The organism is Chryseobacterium cucumeris (assembly GCF_001593385.1).
Lineage (GTDB): Bacteria > Bacteroidota > Bacteroidia > Flavobacteriales > Weeksellaceae > Chryseobacterium > Chryseobacterium cucumeris.
The window spans coordinates 238684-254738 of the sequence record NZ_LUVZ01000023.1 but is presented as its reverse complement, the minus strand read 5'-3'; the positions used below and the strand labels follow the sequence as shown (position 1 = coordinate 254738).

Genomic DNA, 16055 nt, shown 5'->3' with positions numbered 1-16055 from the left:
AATGCTATTCTATGCTCTCCATTCTTCAGGAATATCGCAAACCGGAATAGGATCCATTTTATGTTTCGCAGCCTTATGCATTCTGTCGAAGATCTGGAAAACTTCCTTATCTCTGCCTTCGTAATCGTCAGCTGTTTTCGTTCCATATTCTTTCTGGATTTTTTCCAGTTCCGGATACGTAGCACCAATCTGCTGTTCATCTGTTCTTTCCGTATCCCAAAGGCCATCGGTAGGAATAGCCTCCTGAATGCTTTTGATAAGATTCAATCCTTTAGCAAGTTCGTATACTTCAGTTTTATAAAGATCTGCAATAGGTGAAACATCTACCCCGCCATCTCCATATTTCGTATAAAATCCAATTCCGAAATCTTCTACTTTATTTCCTGTTCCACAAACAAGAAGCCCGTTCAGCTGTCCGTAATAATAAAGTGTAAGCATTCTAAGACGTGCTCTTGTGTTGGCAAAAGTCAAATTCTCATTGGGATATACCTCATCGTTTACATGGAAGGTTTTATAGATCTCTTCAAAAGCCGGCGTAAGATTGACGGATATTGTTTCTACATTGGGAAATCTGGATTTAAGGTCATTCATATGATCCTGTGCACGATCTACCTGATCAGCTTTCTGGCGGATCGGCATTCCGATCAGTAGTGTTTTCATGCCTGTCATTGCTGCTAAAGTAGAAACTACTCCGGAATCTACTCCTCCGGAAACTCCAATTACATATCCGTTTACTTTAGCATTTGTAGCATAATCCTTTAACCAGCTTACAATGTGATCTATTACTTTTTGTGTCTGCATTGTTTATATTTTTTAGTCTATTCCAAATTCATGAGGGTATTTTACCACTCCTTTTCTATCTTTTAATCCGTCTTTTACCAATTCTACAGCCATTCCGTTTTCTTCCGGAATATCAAATGGAAAAGAAATTCCAAAATTACTCGTTTTTTTGTAACCAAAGCGAGGATAATATTTTTCGTGCCCGATCAATATCACCGATTCATATCCCAATTCTTCCGCAATACGATGTCCCTCAAGAATCAGTTTTGCTCCGATTCCCTGATTCTGAAACTCCGGTTTTACTGAAACAGGTGCCAAGGCAAGAGAAGCAAACGATTTTTCTTCGTTGACAATTTTAATTTTAGTAAACAGAATATGTCCGGCAATTGTACCCTTTTCATCTTCTGCCACCAAAGATAATTCGGGGATGAAAGCTTCTGAACGTCTTAGTTTTTCTACCAGAAACTGTTCCTGATGATCACTGTGTTCCATTTCTCTGAAAGCCTCTTCCGTAAGCTGAAAAACCTGTTGATGGTCTTTTTTTTCTTCCTGCCGTATTGTTATCATTTTTTACTGTATTTTTCACGCTTCAGTTCGTACCAGGAGCACAATATTCCATCTTCTTCAAACTTTCCCTTATTTTCAAAACCGAGCTTTTCAAGAATATACTTTGAGCCTGTATTTCCGAAATCAGCATAAGCATAAATCACATTGGCATTGAGTTCATTAAAACCATATTCCAGCATTCTTTTAGCTGCTTCAGTGGCATATCCTTTTCCCCAGAACTCCGGAATAAAACGGTATCCAAGATCAAGGGTATTAATGTAGCCATTGATAGGTTTTGTCATTAATTTTAAGCCACACCATCCTATCAGCAAGCCACTTTCTTTTTCAATAACAGCAAGCCTTCCAACTCCATTTTCTTCATACTGCTTCTGAATCATCTTAATTACTTCTTTTGATTCTTCCTTTGTTGCCACAGGTTCACCCAGATATTTCATTACTTCAGGGTCGGAATCCATCAGAAACATACGTTCAAAATCTGTTTCTTCAAGTTTTCTTAAAACCAGTCGTTCTGTTTCTATCATCATAATTATTAGTTTATTCTTCAGCTCCAAAAATGGTTACGTTCGTTTTAGCACCCTTCTTTATATCTGTTTCTCTTATCTTATTTCCCATTATATTAAGGGTTTGTAAGACCAGGTTACCGGAAATATCAATTTTTTGAAGCTTGTTATGTTCCAGATTCAGTTTTCTTAATGTTTTCAACTGAAGCAGGTTTATTTCTTTTAATTGATTTAAAGATAATGTTAATTGGTCAATTTTTGGAATTCCTGCCAGCGAAATGTTTTGCAGTAGATTATTATCCAGATATAACGCCGTTAAATTCTTAAGATTCTCTGCTTTGAATGAAGAGATTTTGCATCCTGTACACGAAAACAATTCTAGCTGATCTAGATCATTTATGACAATATTAGAAATCGTATTATCATCCAAAATAATCATTTTTACATTTTTAAAAAGGCGCAGATCTTCCGTGGAAGTAATTCCTTTCTGAACAAGGAACAGATTGGTGACCATTACGGCTTCCTGAGATTCAAGTATTCCGTTTTTATTCAGATCAAAATTTTCCAGTACTTCTTTTTCAAAGTTTTTGTCATTAAACTCAAACTTTTGTCCGAAGAGAAGAGAAAGTCCCAAAATAATAAAGATAACTGTAAATATTTTAATTTTCATCATGAATTGTGTATTTAATCCTTATTTTTGTCAACTTAAATTCCATGTAAAAATAATGAAGATTTTTAGATATATTGCACTTTCTTCTCTTCTGGCCGCCGGAATTATTTCCTGCAAAAAAGAACCTGAAAATCAATGGAAGGTAGAAGTTAAACAAACTGCCGAAAAAGTTGACATCACAGATATTTCCAAAGAATTCTACAATCCGAATATTCCATTGGATCAGTTTAAAACTCAATTTCCATGGTTTCAGGGAAGTGTTTCTGATGCCGATTTCGGAAAAAGAAGAGCTGATGCCGAAGAGATCAAAATCTACAAGGAAGCTATTGGAAAAATAGATCAGGCAAAGCTGCAAAAGGAGCTACAAAGCCTATTTTCGCATATTAAATATTACTTTCCGCAGTTTAAAAATCCCAAAGTATATTTATTCTCATCTGCCTTACAGATGGTTCAGGACCCCATATTTTATGATGAAAAGGGTAATCTTTTATTCATAGATGTTACCGGTTTTATGGGAGACGGAAATGCTAATTATAAAGGATTGGAATTATATTTCCAAAAGTCTATGAACCCACAGAATATTGTTCCGAAAGTATCACAGCTTTTTGCAGAAAATATTGTCACCGAATCTCCTGATCACCAGAAATTTATTGATCAGATTATTCTTAACGGAAAAGTAATGATTCTTCAGGATGCTTTTCTTCCGGATACGCCCGATTATCTGAAAATGAATTATACCCAAAAGCAGTATGAATGGGCAACAAGTAATGAAGCCAATATCTGGAATTATTTTGTAGAAAGTAATCTGATCTTTGGAGATGATCCAAGATTGGGAGAACGTTTTATTTCACCAGGACCATTCTCGAAGTTTTATACAGAAATAGACAATGAATCTTCCCCACAAATCGGAATTTTTACGGGATGGCAGATCTGCAAGGCATATCTTAAGGAAAAACCTGAAACAAAATTAACGGAGTTCCTGAAAATGGATGCTACCACGATTTTTAATCAATCAGGATATAAACCAAAGTTAAAATAATTCTATAAAATTAAATATTTAAATCCTTTAGCTTACACTAAAGGATTTTTTTAAGTAGAATTTAAACATCAATACTACTTTGTATTGCATACTACTATTTTATTGCATACTTTTGTTTCAAATACAATCACATATGAAAAACATTATTGAAATTCGAAACTTAAACTATGGATTTTCAAAGGATAAGAAAATTCTGAAAAATCTCAGCATTTCTATACCCAAGGGTAGCATCTTTGGTTTCCTGGGTGCCAACGGAGCAGGAAAATCCACAACAATGAAGTTACTTATTGGAGGGATACCCGATGAAACAAACAGTATACAGATTTTTGGTAAAAACCTTTCCGGGTTTTATCCGAATGGGTTTGGTAAAATCGGAAGTCTTATTGACAGTGCAGCATTTTATGACCATTTGTCCGGCTGGGAAAATCTGATCATCATTTCTAAATTAAGAAATCTTCCGAAAACAGAATGTGAAAGGGTATTGCATCTGGTTGATTTATGGGAAAACAGAAATCTGAAAATGAAGAAATATTCTTTAGGAATGAAACAAAGACTTTCCATTGCAATGACTCTTTTGGGGAAACCAGAACTTCTGATTCTGGATGAACCGGTAAATGGCCTGGACCCTAATGGAATGTTGGAAATCCGTGAATTATTGATAAAGCTTAACCAAGAAGAAGGTGTAACGATATTGATCTCAAGCCATTTATTGCAGGAAATTGAAAAAATGATTACTCATCTTGCTATTATTTCGCATGGAGAAATAAAATTTATAGGAAGCATAAAAGAATTGAATGAGTTGTACCGATACAATCACATCAAAATCGGATTGAATCACGCCCATAAGCATATGAATGAAATTCCGAAGAATTATTCCCCAAAATTAATTGATGAGAATACGATAGAAATTACGTCCAAATCAAAGGAGGATATTATTGACCTTGTGAAAAAACTGGTTTTAAACCATGCCGAGATTTTTGAAATCAAAAGCAGCGCAGGTTTGGAAGAATGGTTTATGGAAATTACAAAAAATTAAATTACACAAATGAAAAAATTAATCACAGCTATCAATATAGAATGGCTAAAAATAAAAGGTTTAGGGCTAATTTATACGGCTATTATCTTAGGAGCTTTAATACCTTTCATCAATTTTATTCCGTCTTTGTTAAGTCCGGATCCCATTGCTAAAGAATCACTTAAATATTCCATTTTTGAAGAATCCATAAGTGGAAGCCCTTTGAAATATTTTACATTTTTCATTCTGCTTTTATTTCTGATCATTGCAGCAAACAGAATTGCTCAAACGGATCATAAAAATAACGGATGGCAACTGATGGAGACACAGCCTGTCAATAAATTCCAGCTTTATTTTTCAAAATATATTATTTTAATATCCCTGAGCTTCATTTGTATTTTCTCCTATTTTACTTTTAATATAATTTTATCACTCGCAGAATATTATATTCATCCAAATCCTGCAAAGTTATTAACCTTTGATGTATTATGGACGCTTAAGACCTGGATAAGAATTTTCGCTGCTATCCTGGGAATTGCGGCATTACAGTTATGCTTCTCTGTAGTTTTCCAGGGGTTTATATGGTCATTTCTTATTGGTATATTAGGATTGGGCTCTAATATATATTCAATAGTGGAAAAAAAGAGTTTTTTCTTTAATCCATACAGTTCGTTATATACATTCTGGAATGCTCCTGAAATAAGGGATCTGAATTATTTTATTTCTCACTCAGAGTATATGAGCTTTTTCTGGATGGCTGTTTTCCTGGTTATCGGATATTTCTGGTACAGTAAAAAAGGGTTTAAAAATGCTTTTCTTAAAAATAAAAAACAAATTGTCATTTCAACGGTTCTGTTAATTGCAGGAACAGGTCTACTCTATTTTATACAAAAACCAAAACCTTATACAAGCGTTGGATCAGAAACTTCTATTTCAGGAACACTGGAAACGGATCTTAAAATTGATTCTGTGAAAATTGTTTCAAAGGAATTTCATAAAAAAATTGGAGTGGTTGCTGTTAAAAATAATACTTTCAACTGGTCTACCTCTCAAAATCTTCCTTTAGATGAGTACATTCTTGAAATTGGCAATAAAAAACTTGAGGTTGTGATGGGAAATGGTGACTGGTTTGATTTTGACATTAAATTAAATAACACCAAAATAACATTTAACTTAAAATCTAACAGAAAATCTGATCAGGTTTATAATAAAACTGAGAGTTCTTTCGGAATAGACTTTTGGCTCGCACTGGAAAATCAGAATTTAAATAATAACCCTGAAAAATTTTATGAATTAGCCCTATCTGACTGGGATGACAATAAAAAAAAATTAGATCATTATGCAGATGCAGAAAACAATGGTCTTTCAGAAGATTATAAGGCATATAGAAAACAGCTGATGGCAGTTCAGTACCTTAATGAAATCAATAATTACAGAAGAATGACCTCATGGTCTGATCCTAAATTTGCTCCTCCAAAACTATTTCTGAATGAACTCAATGAAAATATTTTGAAACCCACTCCGCTTTTAAGTAAAAATGATGATTATCTGCAATATAAACTGGATCAGATGCTTACAGATGATGATCAACGTTCTAATACGGACAGTATTTTATTTGCTAAAATCAATTTGCTTCCTCAAGGAAAAACTAAAGATCAGCTATTATCAAAGCATCTATTAAAAAGTATTGAAATACAAACAGACAGTGCATTCAGAAATAAGCTTTTTGCAGCTGAGATTAGCAAAATAAACGATATTGATTATAAAAAAATGCTTTATTCAAAGCTTGAACAGATCAATATTTCACAGAAAGGATCTCCTTTCCCAGAGCTGAAACTTCTGCAGGATAATGGAAGTTCTCAAAATCTTTCAAAATACAAAGGAAAATATATTGTAATAGATTTTTGGGCAAGTTGGTGTGGTCCATGCAAGCAAATTCGTCCTGTATTTGAAACAAGAAGTTATCAATATAGAAATGATAAAAATATCCAGTTTATTTCAATCAGCTTAGATCAGGAAAAATCAAAATGGCTGAATTATCTCAAGACAAAACCATCCAATATTCCACAATACTGGCTTGAAAATGCAGAGCAGTTTATGAATAAGTACAAAATACAATCTATTCCAAGATTTATCATTATAGATCCTGAAGGTAAAATTTTTAACTTTAATAGTCCATTTCCTGATGAAGATAATTTTGTAGAAGCCTTAGATAAGCTGAAGAAGTATTAACTTTGCACAAAATTAGAAACAAAAGAAAGTTATGAGAAAGACTCAGATTACGATAGATGTAGAGCTTGATGAAAATCACGTACCGGAAAATATTACATGGAACGCTCAGGATGGAGGTATTGACAAACAAGATACAAAAGCAACCATGATTTCTGTTTGGGATGATAAGACAAGAGAAGCGTTAAGAATTGATCTTTGGACCAAAGAAATGCCTGTAGACCAGATGAAGATGTTTATCCACCAGATTTTAATATCTTTAGGAAGTACATACCAGAGAGCGACAGGTGAAGAGGATGTAGCGCAGTGGATGGAAGAAATTGCCGAAGAATTTGCGGTAAAATCTGCCATTAAGTAAAAAAATACAATTGCAATAAGCTGAAGGCAGTAAGCGGTAAGCTTTTTGTACTCAGCTAGAGCAACTTTTAATAAAAAATAATGAACATTAAACTCATATGCTTAATGTTCCAGCTTAAAGCAAAAAATTATGAATTTTAATACAAAAGTAATTCACGGAGGGCAGCACCACGAGTCTGCAACAGGTTCTGTAAATGTACCTGTATTTTTAACCTCTACATTTGCACAGAAAAGCCCGGGAGTACATTCCGGATATGAATATTCAAGAGCCGCTAACCCTACAAGACAGGCATTAGAGGATTCTTTGGCAAGTATTGAAAACGGAGCGAGAGGTTTAGCTTTCGGTTCTGGTCTTGCTGCCATCGACTGTGTTTTAAAATTATTAAACCCAGGTGATGAAGTAATTGCTGTAGATGATCTTTACGGAGGTACTTACAGAATGTTTACAAGACTTTTCGAAAAATATCAACTGAAGTTTACTTTCGTGAATTTTGATGATGCTTCTAAAATTGCTGATGTTATTACGGATAAAACAAAACTGATCTGGGTAGAAACTCCAACTAACCCATTGATGAAGTTAGTTGATATCAAGGCTGTTGTAGACATTGCTAAAGGGAAAGATATTCTAGTGGCGGTAGACAATACTTTTGCAACACCTTATATCCAGAGACCCATTGATTTGGGAGCTGATATTGTAATGCACTCTGCTACAAAATATTTAGGAGGACACTCTGATGTGATTGCCGGAGCGCTTATTGCTAAAGATGCTGAGTTAGGAGATAAGCTTCACTTCATTCAGTTTGCGAGTGGTGGTATTTTAGGACCACACGATTCTTACCTGGTATTGAGAGGAATCAAAACATTGGCATTAAGAATGCAGAGACACTCTGATAACGGTCTTGCAGTAGCAAAATATTTGGAAACTCATCCGGCGGTAGATAAAGTAATTTATCCAGGATTGGAATCTCACCCTCAATATGCACTGGCAAAATCTCAGATGAAGGAATCGGGAGGAATGGTTTCATTCACCTTTAAATCCGGAAAGAAAGAAGATGCTATCAAATTCTTAGAAAAAGTAAGAGTTTTCACGCTCGCAGAATCTTTAGGAGGAGTAGAATCTTTGGCTAACCACCCTGCTTTGATGACACACGCTTCAATTCCTGCAGAAAAACGTGCTGAATTGGGAATCACTGACGATCTTGTTCGTTTAAGTGTAGGTATTGAGGATGCTGAAGATCTTATTGCAGATTTAGAGAAAGCTTTTTCTTAATTTTAATAAGCATAAAATGAGAAGGATTATCTAATCTTTCTCATTTTATTATAACACCACTAATACTATGAAAAATACAAGAAAAGCAGTTCTTTCCGACTTACCACAATTGGCGGAATTGTTTGATCAGTACAGGATATTTTACCATAAAGCATCAGATATTCCTGCAGCAACAAATTTTCTTTCTGAAAGGATTGAAAATCAAGATTCTGAAATTTTTGTTGCGGAAGAAAATGGAAAACTGACAGGCTTCGTACAATTATACCCCATATTTTCATCAACAAGAATGCAGCGCTACTGGCTGCTAAATGATCTGTATGTTAATGACAACCATAGAGGAAAAGGCTTTTCTAAAGAATTAATTGAAGAATCCAAAGAACACTGCCGTTCCTCAAAAGCATGTGGTATCCTCTTAGAAACAGGAAAAAGCAATGACATCGGAAATCAACTCTATCCTGCCTGTGGCTTTGAGCTGTATGACTCCGTGAATTTCTACGAGTGGACTAATCATGAGCAATGAGCAATGGGTACTGAGTAATTAATACATTACACTCACTATCTCAAATCCCGAATCCCGTAACCCAAACAAAAAATAATATGACCGATTTTCAAAAATACATTCAAAGATATTTAGATCAGATTCCATCAGGAAACTGGATCAACGAGCTGCAGATATCAGCAGACAAAACCATCGGAATTTATTCCAATCTTACTGAAGAACAATCAAATTTCGCTTATGCCGAAGGAAAATGGACTTTGAAAGGTCTTCTACTCCACTTATCTGATACCGAAAGAGTTTTCCAATACAGAATATTGGCTTTCGCCAGAGGAGAGAAAAACAACCTTCCCGGATTTGATGAAAACGGATATGCAGACCAATCTTTTGCAAACGAAAGAACACTTGAATCCCTTTTGGAAGAATACAAACTGGTAAGGAAGTCTTCCCAGATTCTATTAGAAACACTTCACCCTTCAGCTTTACAGAATACAGGTACCGCCAATGGTCATGAAATTACTGTAGAAACCATCGGAAAACTAATTGTAGGCCACAATTACCACCATCTGAATATTATTGAGGAAAGGTATTTATCGAAATTGGGATGGATGTAATAGAAAGAAATTAAAAAATACTTTTGAATTAGGTTTGGCTAAAGCCATATGATTTTCATCTTAGGATTAAATGGGCTAAAGCTCATTTCTATTGAATAGAATAATATCCCTAAAATTCATTGCATTATCTTTAATAACGCTATAAGCATCAATAGGAACGGGCTTTAGCCCGTTTTGATATTATATACCATTCCTTTGGCTTTAGCCGAAACCTAAAAAATATTATTTTTGATAAAACAACACAAATGGCTTTTATCAAAATCTACATTCACCTTGTCTTCTCTACAAAAAACAGAGATTCTTTTCTCAATACATTCGACATACGTCTCAAAGTCTGGAAACATATTAAAGAATATGCTACAGAAAAAGGTATATTCTTAGATATGATTAATGGATATTCTGACCATTGTCATTGTCTTATTTCTCTGGGATCTGATCAGAATATAGAAAAAATTGTACAATTATTAAAAGGTGAATCTTCACATTGGATCAATAAAAATAAACTTACTTTAGGAAAATTCTCATGGCAAGATGAATATTTTGCTGTATCAGTTTCTGAGTCTATGATAGAAAGCGTAAGAAATTATATTAAAAATCAGGAAAAGCATCATCAGAAAAAAAGCTTTGGAGAGGAATATAAGGAATTTATTGAAAGATATAATTTTAAAAACTAAGTAGGTCTTGGCTAAAGCCGGAGGATTTATTTCTTTTATTTAAATGGGCTAAAGCCCATTTCTATTGAATTAGATCTCTAAAATTCATCGTATTATTTTTTTAATTAAATCAATAATCCTATTTAACTCTAAACATACTACAATCATTAATAGTAATCGGCTTTAGCCCGTTTTCAAATTATATAAATTCCATTGGCTTTAGCCAAAACCGATCAACAAGATCATATTTAAACCCCATTTTTTTGTCCAAAATTTACAGATTTTTTACCTTTATCCACTCTTTGAACTCACATACAATTATGGAACATATTATCGAAATATTAAAATCCGGCGGAACAATTCTTTATCCTACCGATACTATCTGGGGAATTGGTTGTGATGCCACCAATATAGAAGCGGTCAATAAAATTTTTGACATTAAAAAGCGCGAAAAAAATAAATCCATGATCATTCTTGTGGAATCTGAGAAAAGGCTTCAGGATATTGTGGATGTTCCTGAAATGGCGTGGGAAATTATTGATCTTAGCGAAAAACCGGTAACAATTGTTTATGAAAACCCAAGAGGTTTGCCTAAAGAACTTCTTGCAGAAGACGGAAGCATCGGAATTCGTCTTGTAAAAAATGATTTCTGTAAAAAACTGATAACAAAATTGAACAGACCTTTAGTGTCTACTTCGGCCAACTTCAGTGGTGAAAAAAGTCCGTTAAAATTCTCTGATATTTCTGAGGAGATGATCAGCCTTGTAGATTATGCAGTGGAAGAAGACAGAGAAAAAGTTTCAAAATACTCAGGTTCTTCGGTGATCAAAATATGGAATGACAACAGAATAAAAGTTCTTAGAGAATAAGAATTCTGAACTTTTATGTTTACTTTTTAGAGTCTTGTCAGTTCATATCGGCAGGATTTCTTTTTTTTAATTCTATCTTTGCAAACTCAACTCATAAACTATTTGCTATGACTCATCACGAATTTGCTCAAATGTGGATCAATGCGTGGAATTCTCATGATCTGGAGGATATACTTTCTCATTATTCGGATGATATTGAGATCACCACTCCTATGATCGCTCTGGCTACTGACGGTAAAGAAAGTTCTTTAAAGGGAAAAGAATCTGTCCGTGAATACTGGAAAAAGGCATTGGATAAGTTTCCAGACCTTCATTTTGATCTGAAACATTCCACAGCGGGAGTAGATTCTGTAGCATTATTTTATAAGTCGATTATGGATAAACATGCTGTTGAAGTTATGTTTTTTAATGAAGAGGGAAAAATTAGTAGAATGTATGCTCATTATGACTAATGGGTAACATACGTAGAAATTGTCACTATTATTAACGATGAAAATTAATCTTAATCAAAATAAGAATTTAAAACTATTTAAAATCATTTCTGAAGCAGCAGAAAGGAATAACCAGTCTGTATACATAGTGGGCGGTTATGTACGAGACCTTCTGATGAACAGAAAAGCTTCTACAGATATAGACTTTGTAACGGAACAAAGCGGTATTGAGCTTGCTCAGAATGTAGCACAGGATATAGATCCCAAATTAAAGGTTTCTGTATTCAAAACGTATGGAACCGCGATGATCAAGTACAAAGAACTTGAACTTGAATTTGTGGGAGCAAGAAAGGAAAGCTATACAGAAAACAGCCGAAAGCCGGAAGTGGAGGTCGGAAGCCTGGAAGATGATCAGAAAAGAAGAGATTTTACCATCAATGCGATGGCTATTTCTTTAAATAAAGAAAACTTCGGAGAACTGATTGATCCGTTCAATGGAATCGAAGATCTTGAAAAAGGAATTTTAAGAACACCGTTAGAACCTGCTCAAACTTATTCTGATGACCCATTAAGAATGATGAGGGCAGTACGTTTTGCTTCAACTTTAAATTTTAAAATTGAGGAAAACTCTTTGAAAGCGATCCAGCAGGAAGCAGAAAGAATCAAGATCGTTTCTATGGAAAGAATCATGGTAGAGTTCAACAAAATAATGTTGTCTGAAAAACCGTCTATCGGATTAAGACTAATGGAACAAACCGGTCTTATGAAGCTGATTATTCCAGAACTGATCGAACTGAAAGGAGTGGAAGAAGTGGAAGGACAAACTCACAAAGATAATTTTTATCATACGCTGGAAGTAGTGGATAATATTTCGGTGAATACCGATAATCTTTGGCTTCGCTGGTCTGCCCTTCTTCATGACATTGGAAAAGCTCCAACAAAAAAGTTTGTAGAAGGAATAGGATGGACATTTCACGGACATGAATTTTTGGGCTCAAAAATGGTAAAAACACTTTTTCAAAGATTAAAACTGCCTTTGGGAAGTGACATGAAATATGTTCAGAAGATGGTGAAACTTTCGTCAAGACCTATCGCGCTGATCACGGATGATGCTTCAGATTCTGCATTGAGAAGACTTTTATTTGATGCCGGAGAAAATCTCGAAGATCTTTTCACGCTTTGCAAGGCAGACATTACCACTAAAAACTCTAAAAAGCAGGAGAAATTCAAAAGAAACTTTGAATATGTAGCCGTAAAGATCAAAGAAGTAGAGGAAAAAGATCAGGTAAGAAACTTTCAACCTCCTATTACCGGTGAAGAGATTATGGAAATGTTTCACCTTAAGCCAGGCCGTGAAATCGGAATTCTAAAAGAGAAGGTGAAAGAGGCTATTCTTGAGGGTGAAATTCCTAATGAAAAAGAAGAAGCAACAAAATTTGTGATTGCTGAGGCTGAAAAACTCGGGTTAACCCTATAATTCAACTGATATAAAATATAAAACCTGCGGGATGTTCCATCCCGCAGGTTTTTTTGTTTTCCTAGGAAAACAAAGCCGGCCGGTTTCTTCGAAACCGGCCGGAAAAAAACACAAATGATGAAAAAATAAAAAATTATTTCTTTATATGTTATCACACATTATGGATTCAGGTATGTTCCACTAGCACCGATACCTCCTGTTTTAAAAGAACTGATCTGAGCACCTGTAACTGCTGAATATACTACCATTTCACTATCCTGTGTGAACTGCTTAACGTCTGATGCAAAAATCCTTCCATCAATAACATTAAATCCATACAGTGTAAAGTAAGGACCGCCATCTGCAGCTGTTAATAATGGAGTTGCAGGAATTGCAGGTATAGCCAAACTCGTTGTATATACTTTATTGGCAGAGCTGAAGTAGATTTTATCGTTATCAATCTGAAGGTTCGTAGCATTAGGAATTCCTGTCAAAGTAATTACCGGTGTAAGCGCTCCGGTACTTGAAATTTTATAGATATAAGAATCTGTAGCTGTTGAAGAAATTGTATAAACATTAGATTTGTATGATACTGTATTTCCAATCTGACCATTTGGAACGGTAATTTCAGTTTTAGCATCGTTAGAAGTATTGATATAAGTAATCTTATTTCCGTACCCTGATGAAGCATTCTGTACAAAAACATTTCCTCCTGCCTCTACTGTTTTATCAGAAACTTCAGTCATATTGATTTTACTTACAAATGAATAGTCAGAAGCTTTATATTTCGTTATACTTTGAGTATGTGCAGTAAAGTTGGTATTAGCAACATAGATGAAGTTGTTAGCAAAAGTAATTCCTCTTGGGTTATCAAGCTGATCTGTAATTACTCCTAACTTTTTGAATGTATAACGGTCTACTACTACAATTTTATTAGAGTTATTCAATACAAGATAAGCTTTGTTTTCGTTAAGACCAATCGTCTGAAGAACATCACCAAGAATCTCTTTGTTGTTGTTATAACCATATACATCGTCTTGCTTCAGGCTTAAATTTCTTGTCACAAATGTTACCTTAGCTCCCTGACTGTTATAGTTTCCTTCATTAGAGATAAAATATCCGTTCTGATAAGTGATTGGAGAAACTTCAATCTCGTCAGAACTACTTGAACATGAAGAAATGTTAAACAATAACACTACTGCAAATAATACAGTTAAAAGTTTAGTTATTTTCATATTTACTCAATTTTAATTTTTAAAAATTTATTGCTGCATACACACTATAATTTCTTTTGGGTAAAGGATAGAAAGAAACCGTTTTGTAGTATGTATTGGTTAGATTATTCACTTTGAACCCTAAGGTATATTTTTTGGCTAAAGTTGCAGAGATTCCCATATTTAAAAGAAAATAAGGGTCTATGGCATCTGACCTTTTTTCGTCACTTGTAGTATACGTAACGCCATTCAGCTGCCCCTGTGCGAAAAGTTTAAAGAAACCATATTCATAATCTATATTGGCATTTCCTCTGTGCATAGGAACGTAAGGTCTCTGCATTTTCGTTTCTTTATCAATAGACTTTGCATAATAGTATCCAGCATTGGCCCGGATTTTATGATTACCCCATTGTTTGCTAAAGGACAGTTGGGATTCTAATCCATAGGATTCAACTTTATTGACATTGAATGCCTGCCAGTATCCTTTAGCCGTTGGAAGCCATGCAATAAGATCTGTGATGTTCATATAGTATGGAGACAAAGTAAGTCTGAAATCTCCTGCTTTGAACACATTCGTCATATCGAGCTGGGTAGAGGTTTCCGGTCTCAGGTCTTTATTTCCTCCCGGTTCATAATAAATATCATTAAAGGATGGAAATCTGAAGTTTTTTGATACATTAAGGCTTACATCATACCATTTTGCTGCACTCCATTTTCCGGAGAACGAATACATCAACGGTGACTTCACATCTTCCACAAAATCTTTCTTGAATCCACCCTCAAAACGCAGATCTTTTGTTGCAAAATATCTTAACAATCCTGAAACAGAACCAATATTTCTGCTGACGCTGGATATTCCGTTTTGGTATCCTTCTCCTTTATTAACCTGAAACTCTCCTATGATATTAAAATTCCACTTTGAATTCAGGAAATAATTAAAGTCATTTTTAAAGATATAATTTTTCCCGGTTCCACTACTTGATTTAGGCTGATTTAACGAACCAAAAAATTGAAAATTCTCTTCCGTATAAGCTGCTTTAAGGGAATTACTGAACTTTGTTTTGTTCCAGTCCCAGGAAAGAAGGCTTCTTACACTTTGAGTTTTATATTTCGTTTTTGTTCCCGTTTCTTCATATACAGGAAAGCGTTGTGAAGAATCAAAAAACTGGCTCTGCCACGAAATTTTATGATCGTTTGTGATTTTATAGGATGCTCCTACATTGAACGTTGTATTGTAATAACTTCCGTTTCTGTTGATATAGTTCAGGTCACTTACCTTATAATCATTTTCACTTACAGAATAATTTCCAGAAGCCTTAAAACTGAACTTATTATTGCTGTAAGAACCTTTTATAAAGTTATTATAGGTATTAAAAGAAGCCACTTCAGAAAATAAAGAACCATGGAAGCCTTTATTAAAATCAAGGGTATTATTCAGGTGAATACTTCCCCCGATGGCACCACTCCCATATACTACACTTCCACCACCAGCTTTTATACCAATCTGATCATAGCCGAACAAAGCAATATTATTAATATCTCCCTGTCCCAGAAAATTAGAATTGATATTAATTCCATTCCACACAAAAGCAGTCTGCTGAGCGGTAGTTCCCCTGAAAGAAGGTGAAGAAACGGCACCACGGCCATTTTCTTTGATAAAAACCTGTGACTGAAATCTCAGAAGTTCAGAAAGATTACTGGAGTTTTTCTCAGCATCTTCTGCCGAAATTATTTTTACGGGATGAAAAAGTTTCACCCTATTCATCTGATTGTCGAAGACATAAACAGTATCGATGGCTTTCTCTTGTGCAAAAAGAAAACAGCCATAAGATGAAAAAAGCAGTACTAAAGATCTTTTTATATCCATACTTTTTTACTTTTCCTCCGAAAGCAAT

General features: G+C 34.6%; 17 protein-coding genes. 11 read left to right on the top strand and 6 right to left on the bottom strand.

Annotation, left to right across the window (positions count from 1 at the left end):
• Positions 1 to 9 precede the first annotated feature (9 nt).
• Genes nadE through A1704_RS13570 form a run of 4 tightly spaced genes read right to left on the bottom strand, consistent with a single transcriptional unit; the run spans position 10 to position 2520 of the window.
• Positions 10 to 801, bottom strand: coding sequence for an NAD(+) synthase (gene nadE, locus A1704_RS13585; RefSeq protein WP_062674224.1), 792 nt, complete (start codon positions 799 to 801; stop codon positions 10 to 12).
• 12 nt (positions 802 to 813) lie between these two features.
• Complete coding sequence (locus tag A1704_RS13580; protein ID WP_062674222.1) at positions 814 to 1347, bottom strand: GNAT family N-acetyltransferase; 534 nt, start codon at positions 1345 to 1347, stop codon at positions 814 to 816.
• Positions 1344 to 1871, bottom strand: coding sequence for a GNAT family N-acetyltransferase (locus A1704_RS13575; protein ID WP_065119624.1), 528 nt, complete (start codon positions 1869 to 1871; stop codon positions 1344 to 1346). The genes A1704_RS13580 and A1704_RS13575 overlap by 4 nt, the downstream gene beginning before the upstream one ends.
• Positions 1872 to 1881: 10 nt before the next feature.
• Positions 1882 to 2520 carry a leucine-rich repeat domain-containing protein gene (locus A1704_RS13570; RefSeq protein WP_062674219.1) on the bottom strand — a complete coding sequence of 213 codons (639 nt, stop codon included), beginning with the start codon at positions 2518 to 2520 and terminating at the stop codon, positions 1882 to 1884.
• Positions 2521 to 2572: 52 nt separating this feature from the next.
• Here A1704_RS13570 and gldB point away from each other — a divergent pair, with 52 nt between their 5' ends.
• From gldB to A1704_RS13515, 11 genes are all read left to right on the top strand, one after another.
• On the top strand, positions 2573 to 3556 hold the full coding sequence (gldB, locus tag A1704_RS13565; RefSeq protein ID WP_174525199.1) for a gliding motility lipoprotein GldB: 984 nt from the start codon (positions 2573 to 2575) through the stop codon (positions 3554 to 3556).
• A gap of 133 nt (positions 3557 to 3689) precedes the next feature.
• Positions 3690 to 4592, top strand: a complete 903-nt coding sequence (locus A1704_RS13560) for an ABC transporter ATP-binding protein (RefSeq protein ID WP_062674217.1) — start codon at positions 3690 to 3692, stop codon at positions 4590 to 4592.
• Between the two features lie 9 nt (positions 4593 to 4601).
• Complete coding sequence (locus tag A1704_RS13555; protein WP_062674215.1) at positions 4602 to 6803, top strand: thioredoxin-like domain-containing protein; 2202 nt, start codon at positions 4602 to 4604, stop codon at positions 6801 to 6803.
• A 31-nt stretch (positions 6804 to 6834) separates the two neighbouring features.
• Entirely contained in the window at positions 6835 to 7158 is a 324-nt protein-coding gene (gene gldC / locus A1704_RS13550) for a gliding motility protein GldC (protein ID WP_034695059.1), read from the top strand.
• A 129-nt stretch (positions 7159 to 7287) separates the two neighbouring features.
• On the top strand, positions 7288 to 8427 hold the full coding sequence (locus A1704_RS13545) for a cystathionine gamma-synthase (RefSeq protein WP_062674213.1): 1140 nt from the start codon (positions 7288 to 7290) through the stop codon (positions 8425 to 8427).
• Between the two features lie 67 nt (positions 8428 to 8494).
• A complete protein-coding gene (locus tag A1704_RS13540) occupies positions 8495 to 8947 on the top strand; it encodes a GNAT family N-acetyltransferase (protein WP_062674212.1) in 453 nt (150 codons plus the stop codon).
• Between the two features lie 77 nt (positions 8948 to 9024).
• On the top strand, positions 9025 to 9537 hold the full coding sequence (locus tag A1704_RS13535) for a DinB family protein (RefSeq protein WP_062674210.1): 513 nt from the start codon (positions 9025 to 9027) through the stop codon (positions 9535 to 9537).
• A gap of 245 nt (positions 9538 to 9782) precedes the next feature.
• Entirely contained in the window at positions 9783 to 10211 is a 429-nt protein-coding gene (tnpA, locus tag A1704_RS13530) for an IS200/IS605 family transposase (protein ID WP_062674208.1), read from the top strand.
• 299 nt (positions 10212 to 10510) lie between these two features.
• A complete protein-coding gene (locus A1704_RS13525; protein ID WP_062674206.1) occupies positions 10511 to 11059 on the top strand; it encodes an L-threonylcarbamoyladenylate synthase in 549 nt (182 codons plus the stop codon).
• Between the two features lie 107 nt (positions 11060 to 11166).
• Complete coding sequence (locus A1704_RS13520) at positions 11167 to 11511, top strand: nuclear transport factor 2 family protein (RefSeq protein ID WP_062674204.1); 345 nt, start codon at positions 11167 to 11169, stop codon at positions 11509 to 11511.
• Positions 11512 to 11548: 37 nt separating this feature from the next.
• Positions 11549 to 12967, top strand: coding sequence for a CCA tRNA nucleotidyltransferase (locus A1704_RS13515; protein WP_062674202.1), 1419 nt, complete (start codon positions 11549 to 11551; stop codon positions 12965 to 12967).
• 158 nt (positions 12968 to 13125) lie between these two features.
• On the opposite strand, the gene A1704_RS13510 is transcribed toward A1704_RS13515, so the two are convergent.
• On the bottom strand, positions 13126 to 14181 hold the full coding sequence (locus A1704_RS13510; RefSeq protein WP_062674200.1) for a DUF5074 domain-containing protein: 1056 nt from the start codon (positions 14179 to 14181) through the stop codon (positions 13126 to 13128).
• 19 nt (positions 14182 to 14200) lie between these two features.
• On the bottom strand, positions 14201 to 16027 hold the full coding sequence (locus tag A1704_RS13505; RefSeq protein WP_062674198.1) for a TonB-dependent receptor plug domain-containing protein: 1827 nt from the start codon (positions 16025 to 16027) through the stop codon (positions 14201 to 14203).
• Positions 16028 to 16055 lie beyond the last annotated feature (28 nt).

Excerpts from the sequence above, each read along its gene's own strand:
- nadE (WP_062674224.1), bottom strand. The coding sequence starts at position 801 with ATGCAGACACAAAAAGTAATAGATCACATTGTAAGCTGGTTAAAGGAT.
- A1704_RS13580 (WP_062674222.1), bottom strand. The coding sequence starts at position 1,347 with ATGATAACAATACGGCAGGAAGAAAAAAAAGACCATCAACAGGTTTTT.
- A1704_RS13575 (WP_065119624.1), bottom strand. The coding sequence starts at position 1,871 with ATGATGATAGAAACAGAACGACTGGTTTTAAGAAAACTTGAAGAAACA.
- A1704_RS13570 (WP_062674219.1), bottom strand. The coding sequence starts at position 2,520 with ATGATGAAAATTAAAATATTTACAGTTATCTTTATTATTTTGGGACTT.
- gldB (WP_174525199.1), top strand. The coding sequence starts at position 2,573 with ATGAAGATTTTTAGATATATTGCACTTTCTTCTCTTCTGGCCGCCGGA.
- A1704_RS13560 (WP_062674217.1), top strand. The coding sequence starts at position 3,690 with ATGAAAAACATTATTGAAATTCGAAACTTAAACTATGGATTTTCAAAG.
- A1704_RS13555 (WP_062674215.1), top strand. The coding sequence starts at position 4,602 with ATGAAAAAATTAATCACAGCTATCAATATAGAATGGCTAAAAATAAAA.
- gldC (WP_034695059.1), top strand. The coding sequence starts at position 6,835 with ATGAGAAAGACTCAGATTACGATAGATGTAGAGCTTGATGAAAATCAC.
- A1704_RS13545 (WP_062674213.1), top strand. The coding sequence starts at position 7,288 with ATGAATTTTAATACAAAAGTAATTCACGGAGGGCAGCACCACGAGTCT.
- A1704_RS13540 (WP_062674212.1), top strand. The coding sequence starts at position 8,495 with ATGAAAAATACAAGAAAAGCAGTTCTTTCCGACTTACCACAATTGGCG.
- A1704_RS13535 (WP_062674210.1), top strand. The coding sequence starts at position 9,025 with ATGACCGATTTTCAAAAATACATTCAAAGATATTTAGATCAGATTCCA.
- tnpA (WP_062674208.1), top strand. The coding sequence starts at position 9,783 with ATGGCTTTTATCAAAATCTACATTCACCTTGTCTTCTCTACAAAAAAC.
- A1704_RS13525 (WP_062674206.1), top strand. The coding sequence starts at position 10,511 with ATGGAACATATTATCGAAATATTAAAATCCGGCGGAACAATTCTTTAT.
- A1704_RS13520 (WP_062674204.1), top strand. The coding sequence starts at position 11,167 with ATGACTCATCACGAATTTGCTCAAATGTGGATCAATGCGTGGAATTCT.
- A1704_RS13515 (WP_062674202.1), top strand. The coding sequence starts at position 11,549 with ATGAAAATTAATCTTAATCAAAATAAGAATTTAAAACTATTTAAAATC.
- A1704_RS13510 (WP_062674200.1), bottom strand. The coding sequence starts at position 14,181 with ATGAAAATAACTAAACTTTTAACTGTATTATTTGCAGTAGTGTTATTG.
- A1704_RS13505 (WP_062674198.1), bottom strand. The coding sequence starts at position 16,027 with ATGGATATAAAAAGATCTTTAGTACTGCTTTTTTCATCTTATGGCTGT.